The 20,568-nt window shown below is 62.3% G+C and carries 19 protein-coding genes and 1 pseudogene; 5 read left to right on the plus strand and 15 right to left on the minus strand.

Annotated features, from left to right (window positions below; translation table 11 throughout):
* Positions 1-30: 30 nt before the first annotated feature.
* The 6 genes from LHU53_RS00975 to LHU53_RS19785 form a co-directional block, all read right to left on the minus strand.
* On the minus strand, positions 31-471 hold the full coding sequence (locus LHU53_RS00975) for a phage tail protein (protein WP_227330202.1): 441 nt from the start codon (positions 469-471) through the stop codon (positions 31-33).
* Positions 472-504: 33 nt separating this feature from the next.
* Positions 505-2,307 (minus strand): phage tail sheath subtilisin-like domain-containing protein, encoded by a 1,803-nt coding sequence (locus tag LHU53_RS19850; RefSeq protein WP_227330203.1) that lies wholly within the window; start codon positions 2,305-2,307, stop codon positions 505-507.
* Positions 2,308-2,359: 52 nt separating this feature from the next.
* Entirely contained in the window at positions 2,360-3,151 is a 792-nt protein-coding gene (locus tag LHU53_RS00985) for a hypothetical protein (RefSeq protein WP_227330204.1), read from the minus strand.
* Entirely contained in the window at positions 3,148-3,747 is a 600-nt protein-coding gene (locus tag LHU53_RS00990; protein ID WP_227330205.1) for a DUF4255 domain-containing protein, read from the minus strand. Before LHU53_RS00990 ends, LHU53_RS00985 begins: the two co-directional genes overlap by 4 nt.
* The gene (locus LHU53_RS00995; protein ID WP_227330206.1) at positions 3,747-4,097 is read right to left on the minus strand and encodes a hypothetical protein; all 351 of its coding nucleotides are present in this window, start codon (positions 4,095-4,097) and stop codon (positions 3,747-3,749) included. Before LHU53_RS00995 ends, LHU53_RS00990 begins: the two co-directional genes overlap by 1 nt.
* Before the next feature lie 602 nt (positions 4,098-4,699).
* Positions 4,700-7,615 (minus strand): S8 family serine peptidase, encoded by a 2,916-nt coding sequence (locus tag LHU53_RS19785; RefSeq protein WP_304621919.1) that lies wholly within the window; start codon positions 7,613-7,615, stop codon positions 4,700-4,702.
* Positions 7,616-7,856: 241 nt separating this feature from the next.
* Between LHU53_RS19785 and LHU53_RS01015 the strand changes: the two are divergent.
* Positions 7,857-8,009, plus strand: a pseudogene (locus LHU53_RS01015) (AraC family transcriptional regulator); the annotation flags it as partial.
* 399 nt (positions 8,010-8,408) lie between these two features.
* Here the strand turns inward: LHU53_RS01015 and LHU53_RS01020 are convergent.
* The 6 genes from LHU53_RS01020 to LHU53_RS01045 form a co-directional block, all read right to left on the minus strand.
* Positions 8,409-8,798: a universal stress protein gene (locus LHU53_RS01020; RefSeq protein ID WP_227330207.1), complete on the minus strand. Its 390-nt coding sequence runs from the start codon at positions 8,796-8,798 to the stop codon at positions 8,409-8,411.
* A gap of 87 nt (positions 8,799-8,885) precedes the next feature.
* Positions 8,886-9,839 (minus strand): branched-chain amino acid ABC transporter permease, encoded by a 954-nt coding sequence (locus LHU53_RS01025; protein ID WP_227330345.1) that lies wholly within the window; start codon positions 9,837-9,839, stop codon positions 8,886-8,888.
* 40 nt (positions 9,840-9,879) lie between these two features.
* Positions 9,880-10,764 (minus strand): branched-chain amino acid ABC transporter permease, encoded by an 885-nt coding sequence (locus tag LHU53_RS01030; protein ID WP_227330208.1) that lies wholly within the window; start codon positions 10,762-10,764, stop codon positions 9,880-9,882.
* A 78-nt stretch (positions 10,765-10,842) separates the two neighbouring features.
* A complete protein-coding gene (locus LHU53_RS01035; protein WP_227330209.1) occupies positions 10,843-12,036 on the minus strand; it encodes an ABC transporter substrate-binding protein in 1,194 nt (397 codons plus the stop codon).
* A gap of 69 nt (positions 12,037-12,105) precedes the next feature.
* Positions 12,106-12,810, minus strand: coding sequence for an ABC transporter ATP-binding protein (locus LHU53_RS01040; protein WP_227330210.1), 705 nt, complete (start codon positions 12,808-12,810; stop codon positions 12,106-12,108).
* Positions 12,810-13,583 carry an ABC transporter ATP-binding protein gene (locus tag LHU53_RS01045; protein WP_227330211.1) on the minus strand — a complete coding sequence of 258 codons (774 nt, stop codon included), beginning with the start codon at positions 13,581-13,583 and terminating at the stop codon, positions 12,810-12,812. The genes LHU53_RS01040 and LHU53_RS01045 overlap by 1 nt, the downstream gene beginning before the upstream one ends.
* A 154-nt stretch (positions 13,584-13,737) precedes the next feature.
* Here LHU53_RS01045 and LHU53_RS01050 point away from each other — a divergent pair, with 154 nt between their 5' ends.
* On the plus strand, positions 13,738-14,175 hold the full coding sequence (locus tag LHU53_RS01050) for a universal stress protein (RefSeq protein WP_227330212.1): 438 nt from the start codon (positions 13,738-13,740) through the stop codon (positions 14,173-14,175).
* Between the two features lie 243 nt (positions 14,176-14,418).
* Positions 14,419-14,577, plus strand: coding sequence for a hypothetical protein (locus tag LHU53_RS01055; protein ID WP_227330213.1), 159 nt, complete (start codon positions 14,419-14,421; stop codon positions 14,575-14,577).
* Between the two features lie 34 nt (positions 14,578-14,611).
* On the opposite strand, the gene LHU53_RS01060 is transcribed toward LHU53_RS01055, so the two are convergent.
* The gene (locus tag LHU53_RS01060) at positions 14,612-16,948 is read right to left on the minus strand and encodes a catalase (RefSeq protein ID WP_227330214.1); all 2,337 of its coding nucleotides are present in this window, start codon (positions 16,946-16,948) and stop codon (positions 14,612-14,614) included.
* Between the two features lie 87 nt (positions 16,949-17,035).
* Positions 17,036-17,371 carry a hypothetical protein gene (locus LHU53_RS01065; protein ID WP_227330215.1) on the minus strand — a complete coding sequence of 112 codons (336 nt, stop codon included), beginning with the start codon at positions 17,369-17,371 and terminating at the stop codon, positions 17,036-17,038.
* Between the two features lie 232 nt (positions 17,372-17,603).
* Between LHU53_RS01065 and LHU53_RS01070 the strand changes: the two genes are divergently transcribed.
* Positions 17,604-18,029: a CopG family transcriptional regulator gene (locus LHU53_RS01070; RefSeq protein WP_227330216.1), complete on the plus strand. Its 426-nt coding sequence runs from the start codon at positions 17,604-17,606 to the stop codon at positions 18,027-18,029.
* 29 nt (positions 18,030-18,058) lie between these two features.
* Positions 18,059-19,255, plus strand: a complete 1,197-nt coding sequence (locus tag LHU53_RS01075; protein ID WP_227330217.1) for a PHB depolymerase family esterase — start codon at positions 18,059-18,061, stop codon at positions 19,253-19,255.
* Between the two features lie 52 nt (positions 19,256-19,307).
* Here LHU53_RS01075 and LHU53_RS01080 read toward each other — a convergent pair whose 3' ends face one another.
* On the minus strand, positions 19,308-20,564 hold the full coding sequence (locus LHU53_RS01080) for a phosphatidylserine/phosphatidylglycerophosphate/cardiolipin synthase family protein (protein WP_227330346.1): 1,257 nt from the start codon (positions 20,562-20,564) through the stop codon (positions 19,308-19,310).
* Positions 20,565-20,568 lie beyond the last annotated feature (4 nt).

The following is a 20,568-nucleotide window of genomic DNA, read 5'->3' on the forward strand; positions in this document are numbered from 1 at the left end:
AGCGGCTCGGTGGGGGCGCTTGGGCCAGGGTCACTCGACCTGGTAGCCCTCGCAGGACAACACCAGTTCTTCCATCGCCACGTCGCCGCCACCCTTGCCAGCGAGCGTGGGGCCGGTGTATTTGAGCGGCATGGCGTTTTGCAGTCGCCAGGTGGCCACCGGGCCGCTGCGGGCTTCGTCCTGCAGGTGGATGACGACGGTGCGCTTGGCTTTGTAGCCGTCGGTGCGGGTCTGCTTGATCCAGTCGAACAGGTCTTTGCTGCCGATCAGGCCGCGTTTGAAGGTGACGTCGCCCACCTTGTGTATGCCGGGGATTTTGCGCACATGGTTTTCGGCGTCGGTGCCGTTGCGGTACTCGGCCACGGTCATCTCGGTCACCAGGCCCGACACGTCGGAGAACCCGGCCACCACGCCCGTGCCCAGGTCCACCTGGAAGTTGAACGCACCATAAGGGGTGTCGCGTTGAATCATTTGAAGGCTCCTTGCTGCGTGGGGCTACAGGGTTCAGCTCTTGGCGTCGGCGGTCTTTTGGCCGATGCGGAAGATCACGAATTCGGCGGGTTTGACCACCGCCACGCCAATCAGGCAGATGAGGCGGCCGTTGTCCAGGTCGTTCTGCGTCATGGTGCTGCGGTCGCAGCGCACGAAGAAGGCTTCCTCGGGCTTGCTGCCCAGGAGCGCGCCGTTGCGCCACTCGTTGTAGAGGAAGTCGCCGATGGTGCCTTTGACGTTGGCCCACAACATCTCGCCGTTGGGCTCAAACACCGCCCATTGCGTGCCGCGGTCGATGGAGGCGCCGATGTAGTTGAAGTAGCGCCGCACGTTGAGGTACTTCCACTCCGGGTCGCTGGAGATGGTGCGCGCGCCCCAGACGCGCAAGCCGCGGCCTTGCAGCAGGCGCAGGCAGTTCACGCCGATCGGGTTGAGCAACTCCTGCTGGCCGGTGTTGACCGAGGGCTCGAAACGCAGCGCACCGCGCACCACCTCGTTGGCGGGTGCTTTGTGCACGCCACGCTCGATGTCGTTGCGGGCGTAGATGCCGCAGACGTGGCCCGAGGGTGGCAGCGCGATCTCAGCGGGCTGCGTGCTGCTGGGCCCGGCCAGCGGGTTGGCCGCGATGACCCACGGGTAATACAGCGCGGCGCGGTTGGAATCGACCAGGCCACGCAACTCTCGCATCACGCCGGGCGTGACGGCCGGAGGCGCATCCAGCACGGCCATGCGGTAGCGGCGCGGGTCGGCCACGTGGGTGAGCAGCGCGTCCTGGATGGCCTGGTAGGTGTCGGGGTCGGCGTCGGTGTAGAAGGCCGAATAACCCGGTGCCGCCACGATGGACACGTCTTCCAGACCCACCAGAATGCCGAGCGCCTCGGCGTACTCGTCCGCACCGGGTGCAGCGCCGTCGGTGCCGCCGCTGAGTGTGTAGGTCTTGTGAGGCTCGGCACCCTCACTGTCGAGCTTGCCGCCGCCAAAGGCCGCCAGCATTTCCACCACCGTGGGCGCCGTGGCACCCAATTGCAGTGCCACGGGTTGCACCAGCTGCGCGGCGCGGGTGGCGGGCTTGTCGGCCATCACGCTGCCGATCCACGTTGGGCTGGTACTGCCCAGCGTGAGGCCGGTGAAGCCGGTGCTGTCGTTCGGACCGGCATCGACGCTGACGTTGAAGCTCAGCAATACCGCGTTGTAGAGGGCTGCGTCCAGGTCTTTGCCCAGATCGGTGATGACCAGCGGGGTGGGCGGGTCAAGCTGCGTCCAGCTGCCTGCGGCCTTGGTCCACACACCCATCAGGGTGGCGTCCTTGTCCTTTTTGTGCACCCGCACCGCGCTGCCGTCGGGCAGACCGCCCAGCGCCTTGATGCTGGTGGGCGTGCTGACCTGTTGCACCGTGACTGTGGCCTGGTTGAAGTGGGTGCCGACAAAGCGCGCCTCAAACCAGGCCTTTTCCGCACCGCCGCCGGAGGCTGGCACCACCGGTGTGCCCTTGGCGGAGGCACGCTTGGCGTCGGCGCTGAGGGCGCGCACCACGTACAGCCGCGCGCCGCCGTTGTTGAAGAAGGCTTGAGCGGCGTGGGCGATGTAGTTGCGGTTGTGGGCCGCGTCGGTGTCGCCATCAAAGGCCAGGTCGTCCAGGCCGCCGTAGGTGCGCTCGAAATCGGCGAAGCTGGTGAGCAGTTCGGGCGCCACCCCGCTCGGTCCTTTTCGGGTGGGGCCGGCAAAAGCACAGGTGCTGGTGCCAACCCCTTCGATGGACTTGGATCTGAAACTCACTTCCTCGACGTAAACGCCAGGTGCTAGGTATTCGGGCACGTTTCACCTCCTTGGCTTGGACCCTGGAAAATATGGCTCGCCTGAAATGGGTTCAGGGCCATGTGACCTGCTCCACAGCACGTCGGCTTTGCCCGGCGCGCAGCAGTTGGCCGCTGGCAGATACAACCGTCACGCCTGCTGCGCCAGCGGTCTGGCGTTGCAAGATGAGGGTCGGGTCGGCCAGCGGATGAATCTTGTCGGCGCTGGTGCGCACCACGCTGGCATCGAGCACCAGGCTGATGGCCAGTTTGAAATCGCGCGTCAGCCCGACCGGGCCGCTGTCGGGCAGGATCGGTGGTGCGTCGGCAATGATCACCAAAGCCTCGCCATGGCGGTCGGTCAAGGTGCGGCGCACACCCAGCCCGACCGCGCCGGGGCTTGCCTCTACCAGCACATTGGCCAAACCCACCGGTGGTTGACTGCCTGCCACCACCACCTGCAGGCGCAGCACGGCCCAGGTGGCGCGCAGGGGAAGGGCGGCGCCAGGGATCAAGCGAATTCGCACCGGGCGCAAGGCGTTGTCGGCATCGTCCACCGGCGCCCCGGGCGCTTCCAGCCAGCGCGGCAGCAGCAAGGTGAAGCTTTGCGGCAGGAAGCGGGCCTGCGGGTCTTGCACACTCAGCGTGAACGGTTGACGCGCTGGTTGGGCGGGCGGGTCATCGAATTGGCGCGTGTAGTCGTCTTCACCGTCGATGGCGCGTATCACATACAGGCCGCTGCGGTTTCTGAGCAAGGTCAGGCCAGCGGGCGCTGTGACCTGCAGCGGCTCCAGCACGCGGGCGTCGGTCAAATCATTGACGAATTCGATGGCGCCAAAGACACGGCGGTCGATGCACTCGTTCATGGCGCACCCTGGCTCACGGTGGCGACGTCGTCGTCCAGGATCAACCGCACGGCGGCAACCGGCGCAAAGTCTGGCACCGGGTCCAGATCCAGCATCACGTTGCGTGCCACATACCCCAGCGACGGGCGCATTGGTGGCACCAGCACTTGCCAGAGTTTGCTCAGGTCATCGAGCGTCAGATCTTCGGGCGCCAATGACACGATGTCGCCCGCACCAAAGCCACCGATGTCGGTGAACACACTGCGGTCCAGCACCGGGTGCAGGTGCAGTTCGCGCAGCGTCCAGGCGAGCAGGCTTTGTTCCTTGAGCGCCGCATCGGCCCACACGGTGATCAGCAAGTGGGCGTTGAGGGTGAGCGGCGCCGGGCGCCCGGATGGCAGCGTGGCGGGCGGCCGGTTGCGCAAATGCTCGTTGTGGGTGATGCGGTACAGCAGGATCGTGACCTTGGCGTCTTGCCCATCGAGCTTCTTGAAGTCGGAAATACCAGCCGGTTCGAACTTGCAGCTCAAGCCCGCAATCGGCTGCAACTGGTAGCTGCGTGACAGCAGTTGGGCCAGACCGCTGGTCAGGGCGTGGATGGCAGAGATGCTGGCCATCAGTGCACCTGCCTGGGCTGTTGCGCGGTGTCGCAAGGCAAGACCGAGTGGGGGTCGCGCACCATGGCCGCCAGTTTGGCGTTGATGTCGGCGGCGTCGCTGGCGAGCCGGTAGCGAATCCGCCCGTCGGCGGCGTGTAGCGCTTCCATCAACTGGCATGCGGTCATCCAGGCCAAGGCGGCTTCCATCATCACCTCCGGTACTGCCGCCTCAAGGGGGTCCATCCACCAGCGGGCAATGCCCTCGGCCGTGTCACAGCCATCCGGGTGATCCCGCAGGTATCGCGCAAGCTGCTGCGCGATGGTCAACACATCACGGTGTTCGGCAGGGTCGGCGCCAAGGTAGTGCATGCGACTCTTTTGCAAGTTGGGTGCCAGGTCCGGAACTGTTTTTAAGTCCTTGTTATGTATGGGTTTTGTGGTTTTGGCTACAGATCGGGCACGGATAAATTTGTCCGGCTGTCAGGCGGTGAAGGGGGGTAAGGCTGGAAGTCAGCGGGGTGGGGCCAGCATGGACAAATTAGTCCACGCATGGCGCTGCGTTGTCCGGGCGATGGTCGGCTGGTGCCTTTGGCTAGAAATGGGGCAGAACGTGGGACTGCAAGGCAGCGGGAGCTGACATAGGTTTCCCCGAAATGCTTACTCCAGACCAGTCAGTCGACCTTGAGCCTGACCGTCAGCAATGTGGCATCGAGTTTGAGGGTCGCTGTACCCGCCATCGACCAGGTACAGACAATGGAGCCAGTTGCTCGGTTGGATGATTTCGGTCAGGCAACCCTGGTGGACTGCTTGCAGCCTATACGGGTATTGAGGGAAAAAATGCAAATTTCCAAGGCCACCGGCTCCTGCTTGGCTGATTGCTGTCGGCCAGGTAGCCGAAGTGCACGCCACATGGCCGTCGTTGGACAGCCTACGCGTGTAACTCGAGCTAATCCGCAGGACGCCTCACTTCACTAGAACGCGAACTGAATCGAGGCCGTAGCTGCCGTGGATGTCCAGTTATTCGCTGACTGATAGGTGACATCAAGCACGATGCTGGTTTGCTTCTCTAAATATCCCAAGAGGCCGAGCCCCAGTGTTACGCGATCGCGCCCGATCGCGCCACTGCTTACTTCGTAGGGCTTGCCAAGTAAACTGGCATTAAGCGTCGCACGGGCATCAACCAATTCCCGAGTCCAAGCGGCCTGCGCCGAGAGATGCCATTCGAACTCATGGGTCTTGATCGGTACGCTGATGGCACCACCAAGCGTCACTACGAAAGATTTATTGGTCGTCGTTTTCGCATGGATGAGGCTGGCCATATGCTGGTTGCCGTCCGTGAATGCCAAACTGCGCGACGATAGGTGGCTTGCTCCCAGATAGCCTTCGTAGAGCACATCGTCATTCTCCCCGCTGGCCCAGCCGGTCATTACGGAGGCTGCCAGATTGGCCGTGTCAATGTTCGCGCTGAACTGGGTATTGAGGATGGCGACCGGACGCGTTGCCGCGATCCTTCCTGCTCCCCCGCCGACCGCGCCTTGCACGAACGAGCCATCTTCGAACGAGCGACTGGCATAACCCATCAGTTGAAAGTTCTGTTGCGACCCGCTCCCCATGTTTTGGTGAATGCTGGGGGTACTTTCTGCGTAGGCAACCGAGAAACCAGCCAGCGTCTCAGCATCGATTCGCTTCTGCTTTCCACCGATCAAGCCGCCCAATGAATCATCCATGGTGTAGCCAGTACCGTCTCCTCGCCATGTCGATACGCGGCCTAATGCCCGCCCCCAGAGTTCTTCTCCAGGCTCCCCGGTCCCTTCGCTGATGTCTTGTTTGATGCCGCGCCGCTCGCCAGCACGCCGCCGGCCGGCGACGGCAAGCATCGTTTGGTCGGCGATGAATTTGCTGTTCTCGAGATTCATCCCGATCAACTGGGCGTAGCCCACACCGCCGAGTTGATCCAGTGCAGCCGGTAGACTGCTTGCGGTTTGCGGTGCCAGGCCGTCGAAGAGCAACTTGATCTCTTGCTTGCCTTCGCGCACGCCCGCGACGGGCCGGAGTGCGTCCAGTGCGGCACCAAGCTGTTGCCGGTTGCGATTGTTCGCTACACCTGCCTGACACAGATCGCTATACGCGGCCGGCGTGCTGTAGAGACTCAAGGCTTGGCTGCCATAGACCATGTCCAGCCGAGTGCCGGGCAGCAGCCCATCGCTCGGCTGGCCGATAGCGTCGTAGCTGCCAAGGATGCCTCCAGGCGCGGTGACCATCTGAAATCCCTGGCCCAAGGGCGGGCTGTAAGTATTGGTCGCGTCGCCCGCAATACCGCGCAGGAGGATACTTGCCGTTCCGTCGGCTGTGTACTGTGCCTGCGCACCTGTGAGAACCAGCCGATCGTAGTTGCCAGCACCATTGGCATGGCCCGTGCCGTCAATTTCGATAGCGAGATTGCTCCCCGCCTCCTGAACCACGGAACCACTGGCAAACAGGGTTCCGGGAGAGTTTCCGGGCGCCAGCGTGCCACCATTTTTGACAAGGACGCGGCCAACCTGTCCGGTCCCCCCCAGGGTGCCGTCGCTCATGACCGTGCTATCCGAGATGATGGAACCATTGACCAGCAAACGCCCATCACTAATGATCGTGGGGCCCACATAGGTGTTGGCCCCGGCAAGCGTCAGCGTCCCGCTCCCCATCTTCGTCAGACCACCCGTGCCTGAGATGTCATTGCGCCAGGCGGACGACATGCCTTGGGTATCCACTTGCCACATAGAGGTCAGTTGGCCGGGGCCGTCGACCGCTTTGCCGAGGTTCAGCAAACCCCATCCAAAAACGTCATCCACCCCCGGTGCGCCGATATCCGTGGCCGTCGTGAACATGACCGTCTTGATCTGTTCAGCAGTCAAATAGGGGAAGGCCTGGATCAGCACAGCGAGTGCGCCAGAGACATGCGGCGCGGCCATTGATGTGCCGGACATGCGCACGTAATTTCCTTCTGCTGCCGGATAGTCCTCGGGGTAATACTGATGCAAAACAGCGAGGGCCTGATCATGAAATGAATCGGGCACATTGACCGAGAACACCCCTTCTAGAGCGTTATCGCCGCCGGGAGCAGAAATGCACCATCCTGCCGCGACACCGCAATCGTTGCCGTAATTGGTTTTCTCACCGTTGAGTGTCAGTGCGTTCACCGCCACCCAAGTCGCTGCGAGCTCCGGAAAGAGATAGGGAAGACCAGCTTGCAAACTAGGCTGGTTCTTTGAAGAATTTGCGGTGGCCCAGACCATCAGGGTGCCAGCTGCAACCGCTTCGCGTACAACACCAAGCAGCGGCTCGTTGATAACTGCTTCCCGCGTAAAGTCCGTTATTACTGCCGACGAACCCCAACTGTTGTTGATGACTTTGGCACCAGATTGCACCAAATAGCGAAGCCCTTCGTCGGTGCGGTCGATTCGTCCTTGTGCATCTCCAATACCCGCCACCACGAGTCTTGCATCGTAGGCGACGCCATGCATGCCGATTCCGTCCCGGCGCGCAGCAATGGTTCCGGAAACATGTGATCCATGGCCACTTGAATCGTCCACCGGAAATTTGTCAGGATTAATCCAAAATTCCCAACCGTCTTCCACAGCAGAACTGTTATAGATGGTTTTCAGAACAAAATCACGCCCTGCAAATTCAGGATGATTGAGTGCGATACCGGTGTCCGCTACGCCAACCAAAACACCGGCCCCCGTCAGGCCCTGGTCGTAGGCGCGTTGGGCATTGATCAGCGCCAATCCAGCCTGCGCGTCATATTCGCTATCTGCATTCGCCGTTTCCACAAGGCCGACAAGTAGCGCCAAGGAAAAAATACAGGATGCAGTTCGGCCTAACCAGCTGCCGTTGTGGCGTTTCATAGCTGACTTTTCGGGGGCAAATGCGCAGATGCGCGCTCTGTCTTGTTCCGTTTTAAAGTTCTGATTGCCATCGGCTTCAGTAAAGTCGCACCTCCTGGCAAGAGCAATGCTGCAACCCAGAAGGATGCGGCGCGAAGGGATTTCATGGGACTCATCCTAGGTCTAAACTTGCGACGAGCCTGTGATATTCGTCAAGGCCAACGATTTTTTTCAGTGGCCCTAATCACCTTTTGTGCAGGCACGTTTGATGCGCAATGAGCACCTCGACCCAGCCAATGCGGCGTTCCAAACCGGTTACGAGAGTCCTTCGCAGTTCAGCCGCGAATACGCTCATCTTTTCGGTGTGACACCCCAACGCGACATCAATGGATTGCGGCGCAGTGTTGTGACGTGAAGGATATTCTCATGAAATTGGTCCACCCGAAAGCTGGCATTCGTAGCTGTCGGCAAACGCTGCAAAAGAGTCGCAAAGTCGGTGGAAATGGCCCTGTGACTGTGAGTGTCAGCTTACTGATTCCCATGCGAGTTTGAATGTCTGCTTCCTTGAACGGTGGCTGACCGCTATGGGCACGTTGAAGTTAACCACGAACGGCTGCGGACTGGGTTCGAGCTGGATCACCATAAAGCTGCCCGTCGTGAACACCCGCAACCGGCCTATGGACGACACTGCCCTTGAAAACACCCATCCCCCCATGACCGTGGGTCTCGTCACAGACCTCAACCAAAACCAACAGCCACCGACAAATTCAACCGCCGATGGCGCGCAACCGCGTACAGGTAAATGAAACTTGTCTCAGGCCTTGACGGCCAACACCGGGCAGGACACCGACAGCAAGATGTCCTGCGCCACACTGCCCATGACCAGTTTGCCCACGGGCGTGCGCTTTCTCAGCCCAATCACCAGCAACGAAGCCTGCAGCCTATCGACCAACGCTTCAATCTCTGCCACCGCACTTTGGCCCCGGACAAACTGCTTGAACTCAGCATCGACACCGGCGCTCGCCATCAAGGCGGCAATTCGTTCGGCATCCAGCGCATCGGTCACGGCGGGGTCTTCCTTGTTGCCGCCCCGTCCGGCATTGACCACCACCAGGCGCTCGTTGCGTTCTTTCGCCATCTCAATCCCTTTGGCCAGGGCGGCCTGTCCTTCAGGACGAGGCACGTAGGCGACGATGATGGTCATGATCACTCTCCATAAATGCATTGCAATTTGAAACTGCCAACCCTGCAGCCCAACGGCTGGCGCCGTTGCGGGCATCACCTCCGTTGGCTACTGGGCACCGCGACGACGGCGTCGTTCCCGAAAGCTCTGTAGTTCGCCCACGATGCCCTTGCGAAACGCCAGCACACACAGCACAAAAATCACGCCAATGATCACATTGACCCAGGAGCCCACCTTGTCGGCCAGCGTGTCCTGCAGCGCAATCACAATGCCGGCGCCCAGCACCGGGCCAAAGAAAGTGCCCACGCCGCCCAGCAGCGTCATCAAAATCACCTCGCCCGACATCGTCCAGTGCACATCAGACAAGGTGGCAAACCCCATGATCAAGGTCTTGAGCGAGCCCGCCAGCCCGGCCAACGCGCTTGAGAGCACAAACGCCAGCAATTTGTAACGGTCGACCTGGTAGCCCAGCGAAATGGCGCGCGGCTCGTTTTCACGGATCATCTTCAGCACCTGGCCAAACGGCGAATGCACGATGCGCGACACCGCCAGAAAACCCGCCACAAACACCGCCACCACCAGGTAGTACATGGCCGTGTCCGACTGCAGCGACAGCATGCCAAAGAGTGCGCCACGCGGCACGCCCTGCAGGCCGTCTTCACCGCCGGTGAACGGCGCTTGCAGGCAGATGAAGTAAATCATCTGCGCCATCGCCAGTGTGATCATGGCGAAGTAAATGCCTTGCCGGCGAATCGCCACCAGCCCCACCACCAGGCCGATCAGCGCCGCCCCGATCACACCGCCGGCAATACCCAGCTCTGGCGTGAGGTTGTGCGACTTGATCAGATAGCCGGTGACATAGGCGGCCGAGCCAAAAAAGGCGGCGTGGCCAAAAGACAGCAGGCCGGTGAAGCCCAGCAGCAGGTTGAAGGCGCAGGCAAACAGCGCAAAACACAGCAGCTTCATCACAAACACCGGGTACAGACCCAGCATCGGCGCCACCAGCAACAGGATCAGGATCACCAGGTAGGTCACCTGCAGGAGTTTGGCAGTTTTGGGCATGGGTTGATCGGGGGTGAGTGGTTTCAGGACGGCGCTCATCTCAGACTTCCTTGCCAAACAGGCCGGCCGGGCGAATCATCAGCACGATCACCATGATGATGAAGACCACAATGCTCGACGCTTCCGGGTAAAACACCCGTGTCAGGCCCTCAATCACCCCCAGGCCCAGGCCGGTCAGGATCGAGCCCATGATGGAGCCCATGCCGCCGATCACCACCACGGCAAACACCACAATGATCAGGTTGGAGCCCATCAGCGGGTTGACCTGGATGATGGGCGCGGCCAGCACACCGGCCAGCGCCGCCAGCGCGGCACCCGCGCCGTAGGTCAGCATCACCATCAGCGGCACATTGATGCCAAAGGCCTGCACCAGCGCGGCGTTTTCAGTCCCGGCGCGCAAATATGCACCCAGCCGGGTTCGCTCGATCAGGTACCAGGTGCCCAGGCACACCGCCAGCGACACCCCCACCACCCAGGCCCGGTAGTTGGGCAATACCATGAAACCCAGGTTGGTGGCGCCCGTCAACAGCTCAGGCACGTTGTAGTTCTGGCCAGAGACGCCATACAGCTCGCGGAAAATGCCCTCGGCAATCAGCGCCAGGCCAAAGGTGAGCAGCAGGCCGTAAATGGGGTCAATCTTGTAGAGGTGTTTGAGAAATAGCCGTTCGATCACGACACCGAGTGCCCCCACGGTGACTGGCGCCAGCAGCAGCGCCCACCAGTAGTTGATGCCGAACTTGTCGAGCATGATCCAGGCCGCAAAGGCGCCCAGCATGTACAGCGCACCGTGCGCAAAATTGACAATCCCCAGCAAGCCAAAGATCACCGCCAGCCCCAGGCTGAGCAAGGCATAAAACGCACCATTGACCAGGCCCAGCAGCAGCTGGCCCAGAAAGGCTTGAAGGGGAATGCCAAAGATGTCCATGGAGGCCTGTGGGTTGAAGTCCTGAAGGAATCACAGGGCGGTCAGCCGCATGCGCCGCTGACCGCCGGGGAAGTCAACTTACTTTTTGAGCAGCGCACATTTGGAGTCGGCCACCGAGGTGAATGCCTGGTCACCGGGCACCTTGGCCACCATCTTGTAGTAGTCCCAGGGTGTGGTGGATTCTTTGGTGGACTTGACCTGGTACAGGTACATGTCGTGGATCATGCGGCCGTCGGCGCGGATCTGGCCATTGTTGTAAAAGTCGTCGATCTTCATGCCCTTGAGGGTGGCCATCACCTTGTCAGCATCGGTGGTGCCGGCGGTTTGCACGGCTTTGAGGTAATTGCTGGCGGCTGAATAGTCGGCAGCTTGCACGCTGGTGGGCATGCGTTTGTATTTGTCAAAGAAACGCTTGGCAAATTTGCGGGAGGCGTCGTCCTGGTTCCAGTACCAGCTGTCAGCCACCTGCAGCCCTTCGGCATTGGCCAGACCCAGGCTGTGCACGTCGGTGATGAACACCAGCAGCCCGATCGGCTTCATGCTGCTCAAAATACCAAACTCTTTGGCCGACTTCATCGCGTTGCTGAAGTCACCCCCTGCGTTAGCCAGCGCCAACACCTGGGCTTTGGAGGACTGCGCCTGCAGCAGGAAGGATGAAAAATCGGAAGCATTGAGCGGGTGGCGTACCGCACCGGTGACCGTGCCACCGTTGGCCTTGACGATGGTGGATGCGTCGGCTTCCAGCGAGTGGCCAAAGGCATAGTCGGCGGTCAGAAAGAACCAGTTTTTGCCACCGGCCTTCACCAGCGCAGCGGCGCCCACCTTGGCCAGCGCCACGGTGTCGTAGGCGTAATGCACGGTGTAGGGCGAGCAGGCTTCATTGGTCAGGCGGGCCGATCCCGCGCCGATCGAGAAGAACGGGCGCTTTTTTTCTTCCGCCAGCTTGGCCATCGCCAGCGAGGTGCCGGAGTTGGTGCCGCCAATCAGCATCGACAGGCCGTCCTTATCAATCCACTCACGGGCCTTGGCGCTGGCAATGTCGGCCTTGTTTTGGTGGTCGGCAGTCAGCACCTCAATCGGGCGGCCCAGGACCTTGCCACCAAAGTCTTGCGCGGCCCATTTGATGACTTCGCCGCCGGCTGGGCCGTCCAGATCGGCATAGACGCTGGACATGTCGGTGATGAAACCGATCTTGACCGGGCCGGTGTTTTGGGCCGAAGCGGCGCCAGCAAAGCCCATGGCCATGGCGGTTACAAGTGTCTTGAATTTCATGTTGTCTCCTGAGGGTTAGTTATAAAAAGGCGCGGGGGATCGAAGAGGTCTGTCAAAAAAAGAGCGGCGTCACACGCCCAGGTAGTCCTGCAGCATGCCCATGTTTTGGGTCAACTCGTGTTGGTCAAATTGCTTGACGATGGCGCCATGCTCCATCACAAAAAAGCGGTCGGCCAGCGGTGCGGCAAAGCGGAAGTTCTGCTCCACCAGCACGATGGTGTAGCCCTTGGCCTTGAGTGTCCGAATCATCTCGGCCAGCTTTTGCACAATCACCGGCGCCAGGCCTTCCGAGATTTCATCGAGCAGCAGCAGGCGTGCGCCGGTGCGCAAAATGCGCGCCACCGCCAGCATTTGCTGCTCACCGCCGGACAGGCGGGTGCCGGGGCTGGCGGCGCGCTCTTGCAGGTTGGGGAACATGGTGTAAATCTCGTCCACGCTCATGCCGCCCGGTGCCAGCGTGGGCGGCAGCATCAGGTTTTCTTCTGCCGTCAGGCTGGCAAAAATGCCACGCTCTTCCGGGCAATAACCCACTCCCAGGTGGGCCACCTTGTGCGGTGGCAGGTGGATGGTCTCGGTGCCATGGATCTTGATGCTGCCCTTGCGGCTGCCGGTCAGGCCCACGATGGCACGCAGGGTGGTGGTGCGCCCGGCGCCGTTGCGCCCCAGGAGTGTCACCACCTCACCTTCGTTCACGTTCAGGTTGACACCATGCAGGATGTGCGACTCGCCGTACCAGGCATGCAGGTTCTCGATGCGAAGCATTTCTTGGGTCATCAGTGCGCGCCCTGCAGTTCGGTGTTGACCGTGCCCATGTAGGCTTCGATGACCAGAGGATTTTTGGACACCTCGGCATACGGGCCGTCGGCAATGATGGCGCCGCGTTGCAGCACCGTGATGCGGTCGGCAATCTTGGATACCACGTTCATGTTGTGCTCCACCATCAGGATGGTGCGCCCGCTTGATACCTTCTTGATCAGCTGCGTGACCCGGTCCACGTCTTCGTGGCCCATGCCCTGGGTGGGCTCGTCTAGCAGCATCAGCTCGGGCTCCAGCGCCAGCGTGGTGGCCAGCTCCAGCGCGCGTTTGCGACCGTAAGGCAGGTTGACCGTCATTTCATCGGCAAAGTCCTGCAAATCGACTTCGGCCAGCAGTTGGTGGGCACGCGCATGCAGGGGCAGCAGGGTGGCTTCGGCTTTCCAGAAGTGGAACGAGGTGCCCAGATTGCGTTGCAGTGCGGCGCGCACGTTCTCCAGCACGGTCATGTGGGGAAACACCGCCGAGATCTGGAACGAACGGACAATGCCGCGCCGCGCCGTCTGCGCCGGTTTCTCGGACGTGATGTCGGTGTCGTTGAACAGGATGCGGCCTTTGGTGGGCTGCAAAAACTTGGTCAATAGGTTGAAGAACGTCGTCTTGCCCGCGCCGTTGGGGCCAATCAGTGCGTGGATGTGGCCGCGTTGAACTTTCAGATCGACTTGGTTGACGGCCACAAAACCTTTGAACTCTTTGGTCAGGCCATGTGTTTCGAGAATGAAGGTCGCTGACAAATTGTGCTCCGGCTGAATAGTTGTAATTGTTGGCTGTGCAAGCCTGCAACTCGAGACAGAATAGTACCGAGTAGCGATACGCCGGGCTACCGGGTAACTACTTAAGACAACCACAACGCTGAAACATCCGCGTCATCACTCCAGGAGGTGTGTCATGTACAAACGTATCTTGCTCGCTTACGACGGCTCCGACACCGGTCAACAGGCTTTGCTGGCGTGTCACGACATCGCGCAATGGAGCGGCTCAGAGTTGACCCTGATTGCGGTGATGCCGCTGCCCCTGACCACCCTTGGGCCGGAAGGTGGTGTGTACAGCGAGTCGCTGCACGACGGCGAGAAACAGCGCTACCAGACGATTCTGGATGCCGGGGTGCGCAGGCTGGTTGATGGCGGGCTGAGCGCTCGCGGCGAACTGGTGGTTGGGGATGCGGTGACTGAAATTGTGCGCTGTGCCCGCGCCATCGACGCCAACCTGATCGTGGTCGGTCATAAGCATTTGGAGGGTTGGGCGGCTCGCTGGTGGCGAGGCGCCGTCTCCAAGAACTTGATCGAGCACGCGTCCTGCAGCGTGCTGGTGGTGATCACGCATTGAGGCGTGCAGGCGGCTGGTCCATGATGGCGCGAACCGCCAGGCAAGTTGTGTCGGGCCCGGTGCCTAAAAGTTAAGCACACGCCGCCAAGCCATAGCTGGCGCGGGTTTCCAGACTTGTTCAGGGTCTTGTCCACAGGGTTGGGCCCGCCTATTGGGGACAAATTTTTCGCCTCCCCGCGGCGTGGCCTCTCGGCGGTGCGCCAAAGCACAGACCGCTTGCCTGGCAGCCTGAAAAATGGGCCCATGAACCCAACCCACATCCCCACTGAATTGCCCTCGCCGTCGCCCTCGCCAGAATGGATGCCGCCCATGCCGACGCCGCCATCGCCTGCGCCGCTGCCATCCCAGGTGCCGCATCCCCAGCCACCCCCCGCACCGTTGCCCACGCCGATGCCCATGTGACGTTGGCGCTGGTCAGGTGATGGCTGGGCGTGAATCAGGCGCCGGATGGCCGCTCAGTTAGCGTGCCCGCTTCACGTTCCGGATGCCGATGCCTGCCCAACGCGGTGATGAAGCTCGCCGCCGCGGTGGCCGCCTTGGTTTGAGTTCCCAGAACGACACCCGGATCAGCGTCACCGCTGGCCAGCGTGGTGGCCACACCCGATTTCTCGATCAGCGCACCGGCAGCCCCCAGCGCCAGAATTGTCTTGCCATGCCGATACTGGTTGGAGATGAAGTCCATCACCTCCACATAGCCGGCCAGCGCCTTGATCGCGTCAGCACCGTCTGGCAGCACGACCCCGTCAAACAGCACCGGCGGCGAATTTTCCAGCGTGCCCGTGGCCTCGATCGGCCCGCCGCTGCTGACGTTCACCGGCCCCAAGCGTGGTGCGATCAGATGCACCGAGGCGCCTGCCACCAGCAACGCCGCTTGCACGACGGCGATGGACTGCCCCTCCACGCCATCGGCTACCAGCATGGCCACGCTGCGCGAGCGGATGCCACCGTCGCCCGGCAGCGCGGTGAGCGACAGCGCGGGCGACGTGGTCACCTCAGGCGCTGCGGGATCGGCCATCGCCTTCGGCATCGCGTCCGGTACCGCCATACCCAGCCCGGCAGCGACGGTCGCCGCGAGTTCTGCTGACACGTTGACCAGCGACGACACCATGCGCTCACGGATCGCAGGCACCGTGAGCTTGCTCAGCTCAAAACGGAAACCGCCCGCAATATGCGCCTTCTCGACGGCGGTCTGGCTCTCGTAGAACAAGGTCGCCTGGGTGTAATGGTCGGCAAACTTCTCCGGCTTGCCGCGCAGTTTGTCGCCCTGGCCCTCGTCCACCGGTTGCGGGAACGACACAAAACCGGCCGCCCCCGCCTGGAACGGGCAACCCCCACCCAGTGAGTTGGGCTCGTAGGCGACACGGCCACGTGGGATGGCCTGGCGGTGCAGCCCGTCACGCTGGTTGTTGGCCACCGGTGCCAGTGGCGCGTTGATCGGAATCTCGTGGAAGTTGGCGCCACCCAGGCGCGTGATCTGTGTGTCAATGTACGAGTGGATGCGCCCGGCCAGCAGCGGGTCGTTGCTGAAATCGATGCCGGGAATGACGTGGGCGGTGCAAAAGGCCACCTGCTCGGTCTCGGCAAAGAAGTTGTCCGGGTTGCGGTTGAGCACCATGCGGCCCACCGGTGTTACCGGTACCAGCTCCTCGGGGATCAGCTTGGTGGCGTCGAGCACATCAAAGCTGAAGGCTGAAGCCTGCGCCTCCGTGAAGATTTGCAAGCCCAGTTCCCACTCTGGGTACTCACCCGCCTCAATGGCTTCCCACAGATCGCGGCGGTGGAAGTCTGAATCAGCGCCAGAAATCTTGACCGCTTCATCCCACACCAGCGAATGGGTGCCGAGCTTGGGCTTCCAATGGAACTTGACGAAGTGTGACTCACCTGCTGCATTGACCAGCCGGAAGGTGTGCACCCCAAAGCCTTGCATCATGCGCAGGCTGCGCGGGATGCCGCGGTCCGACATCACCCACATCAGCGTGTGGGTGGTCTCGGGGCTGAGCGAGGCAAAGTCCCAGAACGTGTCGTGGCCCGAGGCTGCCTGCGGCATGGCGTTGTGCGGCTCAGGCTTGACCGCGTGCACCAGATCTGGGAACTTCATCGCATCCTGGATGAAGAACACCGGGATGTTGTTGCCCACCAAGTCCCAGTTGCCCTCGTCGGTGTAGAACTTGACGGCAAAACCCCGGATGTCGCGCGCGGTGTCGGTTGAACCGCGTTCACCCGCCACGGTCGAGAAGCGCGTGAACACCGGTGTGATCTTGCCAGCGGCCTGGAATGGTGCGGCGCGGGTGAAGGCCGTCATCGGCTCGTAGGCCTCAAAGTAGCCATGCGCTGCCGAGCCACGGGCGTGCACGATGCGCTCAGGGATGCGCTCATGGTCAAAGTGGGTGAGTTTCTCGCGCAGGATGAAATCTTCCAGCAGCGTGGGGCCGCGCAGCCCGGCTTTGAGCGAATTCTGGTTGTCCGCCACCGCAACGCCCTGGTTGGTGGTCAGCACCTGACCGGCGGCGTGGGTGCGCGCACGGTCCAGCGCAGCTGTCTTGGGGGATAGGTTGGACTCGCTCAGCGTGCTGGCCAATGCGGCAGGTGAGGGGCTGGGCACACTGGCGCCGCGCGGTGGCGCCACAGCGTTATCGCGGCCAACATCCTGCGCTTTGCCGGGGTTGTAGAGCATGGCCGCCGCCATGGCCTGGGCGGCGGCTCCTTGCTCAGCCAGCGTAGGGGTGTTGTGCGGCGGGCTGTCGGTGGGCTTGGCTTTGTTGGGTGTTTTCATGGGGGACCTCGCAATACGGAAGGAGAAGAGGGGGTAAGAAGAGGGTAGAAGAAGCTGGGCGCAACCGTGTCGGGCTGCTGCCAGCCATCAGCCGCCCGACGGTGGTGGCTTGCCGCCGGGGCCGGGAACCATGCGCTCGCGCAGTGCGGCGTTTTGGCCAGGGGTGGCATGCATGTCGGTATCAACTTGGCCGGACTCGATGTCGCGTTGGGCCTGCACCATCTTGGGGTCCGGTGTGGCGGGCGGGGCGTCGGGTGATTCGTCGCGTTCGTGCGGCAGTGGCAAGCCGGGGGCGGACAGCGGCGCTTTGGTGTTGCGCGGCGAAGGCGCCTGCTGGGGCACGACGGGCGGCACACCCGGCTCGACAGGGTCAGGCGCGTTGTTGCCCGGGTGAAGGGGTTTGGGAAGGGGGGTGGGTGTCATGGTGATGTCCTCTGTTTCGCGGCGGATGGGCTTCAGCGCATGGGTTTGCGTCTGAAGAGGTTCACAAGAGGGGCCATGGTCTGTGCTGGCAAAGCGGGCGTCTGTACGGCACCGAACGCCGTCGCAACGGTCCTGGCGCACCCTCCTGGCAACGGGGTCTTGCCGCCCTGTTGCGGCCCGAAACATCTAAATATGCTCTAATTGGATTCCAAACAGAATCCATAAGGAAGATATGAAGAGCAACAATGCGATCATCGAACACAGGCAACGCACGGGTGAAACAGAGAAGATGACGGTCAATGTGGGCGTCGTTGATCTGGGCCACGTCGACCTTCTGGTCCAGGAAGGTTTTTATTCCAACCGCTCGGACCTGATCCGAACGGCCCTGCGCAACCAGCTGGCATTGCATGCCGACACAGTCAAGCAGACCGTGGCCCGCCGAACGCTCACCGTGGGCCTGCAGCACTACAGCCGCGCCGACCTGGAGACCGTGGTGGCTGCCGGCCAACGGCTTCAGCTCCAGGTGGTGGGGCTGGCCCGCATTGCCAACGACGTGCCACCTGAACTGGCGCTGGCCGCCATCGAATCCGTCACCGTGCTCGGCGCGTTCCAGGCCAGCCCTGCGGTGCGCCAGGCGCTGGCCGGCCGCATCCATTGATCCCTTGCTTCATCCACAGAAAGAACACCATGACATTCCCCTTCAACGCCCGGGCGCCGTCCTTCGATGCCAACGCCATCAACGCGACGATCCAACGGGCGCTTGCCTCCGCCGGGCTGGACACGACGGCAGGCCCGATGCGTGATGTGACCGAGACCATCCGGCGCGCCTTGGCCACCGGACAACCTGGCGAGGCAGCGCACAAGGCTGACAGCGGTGCCGTCATCGATGTCGCAGCACGCGTCATCCCGACTGGCGACGACACCCACGTGGCCTGGGCACCTGAACCGTCCACCTCGGATGCGCAACCCCTACCAGGCCGTGTCGAGACGCACACGTTCAGCAACGGCGCCGGTAGCCGGGACTACAAGGTCTATGTGTCGGCAGGCAAGTCAGAGGCACCGCGCGCGGTGATCGTGATGCTGCATGGCTGCACCCAGTCGGCAGACGACTTTGCGGCGGGCACGCAGATGAACCGCCTGGCGGACGCGCACGGCTTTCTGGTTGTGTACCCCGAGCAGCCAGCCCATGCCAATCCATCCAAGTGCTGGAACTGGTTCAAGCCACAGGACCAGCGGCGTGGCGCAGGCGAGCCCTCGCTGATTGCAGGTATCACCGCCGAGGTGGTGCGCAGGCACAACGCTGACCCGCGCCGCGTCTTTGTGGCCGGGCTGTCCGCCGGTGCGGCGATGGCGGTGGTGCTGGGTGAGACCTACCCGGAGGTGTTTGCTGGCGTTGGCTCCCATTCCGGCTTGCCGTATGGCAGTGCGCACGACATTCCGTCGGCCCTGGCCGCGATGAAAGGCGGGCGCAGCGGGATGCCGGAACTCAACACCCTGCCCGGTGCCGCCGGCAAGCAAGCCAGCAAAGCCGTTCAGGCGGTGCCAGTCATCGTGTTCCATGGCGACCGCGACCATACCGTGCAGCAGACCAACGGTACCCACATCGTGCAGCAGGCCAGCGACGCCCACGGCGCCCAGGCGGCGGATGCTGGCTTGCGCGTCAGCACGCAGACTGGCATAGCGCCGGGTGGCCGACACTTCAGCCGCACCGTGCACACCGACACCGGGGGCAAGGTGCTGATCGAAAGCTGGACCGTGCATGGTGCCGGACACGCTTGGTCGGGCGGCCACGCGAGTGGGTCTTACACCGACAGCAGCGGGCCGGATGCGTCTGCGGAAATGGTGCGGTTTTTCATGGCGCTGCCCCGCGCCGGATCGGCCTGAGCGCGGCACGCACAGGTCTGTGGCACGGCGCAGCGGGTGCTGAATGACCGCCTCACAACTGCGTGTCCAGCAGGGTGGCCAGTCGTTCTTTCAGTCGCTCGTGCAAGGGGCGCGCAAGCCAATGGGCGTGGGTCACCTGACGCGCGTTGGCCAGGTCGGCCTCGAAGGTGGCGGTCTGCACGCTCGCAAAGGCTTGGTCGACCACGTTCAGTGTGGCTTCGTCGTTGAGCCGGAAGGAGCGGTTGTCGAAATTGGTCGACCCCACCGAGACCAGCAGGCCGTCGACGATCATCACTTTGCAGTGGTACATGGTGGGCCGGTATTCTGCAATCACGGCGCCAGCCGCCAGCAGTGGCCCCCAGGTGGCGCGTGACGCCCGGCGCACGGTGTCGCTGTCGATGTGTTCGCCCGGCACGACGATGCGCAGCTTCACGCCGCGCTGCATCGCCTCCACCATCGCTTTCAGTGTCAATTCGTCAGGCACAAAGTAGGCCGCAGACAGGTCAATCGACCGCGATGCCGCCGTTAAGGCCAGCAGATACATCAGTTGCATGCTCTCGCTGCCCCCGCTGGGGGAGCTGCTGAACATCTGCGCGGCACCCGGACCCGCGGGCGCCAACACCGGAAAGTAGGGCGGGCCATGCAGCACGTCGCCCGTGACCTTGATCCAGTTGTCGATGAAGACCGACTGCATCTGTGCCACCACGGGGCCCTGGACTTCAAAGTGTGTGTCCCGCCAGTGCGCCGGGTCTTGCGCGCGGCCCGTCCAGGGTGATGCCACACCGACGCCGCCGGTGAACCCGACGCGGCCATCGACGATCAGCAGCTTGCGGTGGGTGCGGTTGTTCAGCCGACCCAGGTGTGACCAATGCGGTGGATGAAAGCGCCTGACCTGCACGCCCGCTTGGGTCAACACCGCCACCAGGCTGTCGTCCATCTTGGCGCTGCCCACCCAGTCCAGCAGCACATGCACCTTCACGCCCTGGCGCGCACGCTCGGCCAAGGCTTGGGCAAACGTGTGGCCAATGTCGCCCGACCAGTAGATGTAGGTCTCGAAGGTGATCGAGGCCTGGGCAGCACGGATGGCCGAGAGCATGGGCGGAAAGATCTCATCGCCGTTGAGCAGCGCGCGGACCTTGGAGCCGGGCAGGAAAGGCGGGCCAAGCAGCACGCCGAGTTCGTGCATGAAACGCGGGTCATCCAGCGTGTAAAGGCGCTCAATACGGCGCTCGATCTTGGTTTCGCCGCCAACAAAATTGGCCACCAGCAGGCCGACCACCAAGCACAGGGCGGCGATGCCACTGGCCATCAGC

Origin of the sequence: Rhodoferax sp. U2-2l, assembly GCF_020594515.1 — a bacterium.
Lineage (GTDB): Bacteria > Pseudomonadota > Gammaproteobacteria > Burkholderiales > Burkholderiaceae_C > Rhodoferax.

What these genes read in the sequence shown, in the direction of transcription:
- LHU53_RS00975 (WP_227330202.1), bottom strand. Translation starts at nt 471, where the DNA reads ATGATTCAACGCGACACCCCTTATGGTGCGTTCAACTTCCAGGTGGAC.
- LHU53_RS00985 (WP_227330204.1), bottom strand. Translation starts at nt 3,151, where the DNA reads ATGAACGAGTGCATCGACCGCCGTGTCTTTGGCGCCATCGAATTCGTC.
- LHU53_RS00990 (WP_227330205.1), bottom strand. Translation starts at nt 3,747, where the DNA reads ATGGCCAGCATCTCTGCCATCCACGCCCTGACCAGCGGTCTGGCCCAA.
- LHU53_RS00995 (WP_227330206.1), bottom strand. Translation starts at nt 4,097, where the DNA reads ATGCACTACCTTGGCGCCGACCCTGCCGAACACCGTGATGTGTTGACC.
- LHU53_RS19785 (WP_304621919.1), bottom strand. Translation starts at nt 7,615, where the DNA reads ATGAAACGCCACAACGGCAGCTGGTTAGGCCGAACTGCATCCTGTATT.
- LHU53_RS01020 (WP_227330207.1), bottom strand. Translation starts at nt 8,798, where the DNA reads ATGACCATCATCGTCGCCTACGTGCCTCGTCCTGAAGGACAGGCCGCC.
- LHU53_RS01025 (WP_227330345.1), bottom strand. Translation starts at nt 9,839, where the DNA reads ATGCCCAAAACTGCCAAACTCCTGCAGGTGACCTACCTGGTGATCCTG.
- LHU53_RS01030 (WP_227330208.1), bottom strand. Translation starts at nt 10,764, where the DNA reads ATGGACATCTTTGGCATTCCCCTTCAAGCCTTTCTGGGCCAGCTGCTG.
- LHU53_RS01035 (WP_227330209.1), bottom strand. Translation starts at nt 12,036, where the DNA reads ATGAAATTCAAGACACTTGTAACCGCCATGGCCATGGGCTTTGCTGGC.
- LHU53_RS01040 (WP_227330210.1), bottom strand. Translation starts at nt 12,810, where the DNA reads ATGACCCAAGAAATGCTTCGCATCGAGAACCTGCATGCCTGGTACGGC.
- LHU53_RS01050 (WP_227330212.1), top strand. Translation starts at nt 13,738, where the DNA reads ATGTACAAACGTATCTTGCTCGCTTACGACGGCTCCGACACCGGTCAA.
- LHU53_RS01055 (WP_227330213.1), top strand. Translation starts at nt 14,419, where the DNA reads ATGAACCCAACCCACATCCCCACTGAATTGCCCTCGCCGTCGCCCTCG.
- LHU53_RS01060 (WP_227330214.1), bottom strand. Translation starts at nt 16,948, where the DNA reads ATGAAAACACCCAACAAAGCCAAGCCCACCGACAGCCCGCCGCACAAC.
- LHU53_RS01065 (WP_227330215.1), bottom strand. Translation starts at nt 17,371, where the DNA reads ATGACACCCACCCCCCTTCCCAAACCCCTTCACCCGGGCAACAACGCG.
- LHU53_RS01070 (WP_227330216.1), top strand. Translation starts at nt 17,604, where the DNA reads ATGAAGAGCAACAATGCGATCATCGAACACAGGCAACGCACGGGTGAA.
- LHU53_RS01075 (WP_227330217.1), top strand. Translation starts at nt 18,059, where the DNA reads ATGACATTCCCCTTCAACGCCCGGGCGCCGTCCTTCGATGCCAACGCC.
- LHU53_RS01080 (WP_227330346.1), bottom strand. Translation starts at nt 20,564, where the DNA reads ATGGCCAGTGGCATCGCCGCCCTGTGCTTGGTGGTCGGCCTGCTGGTG.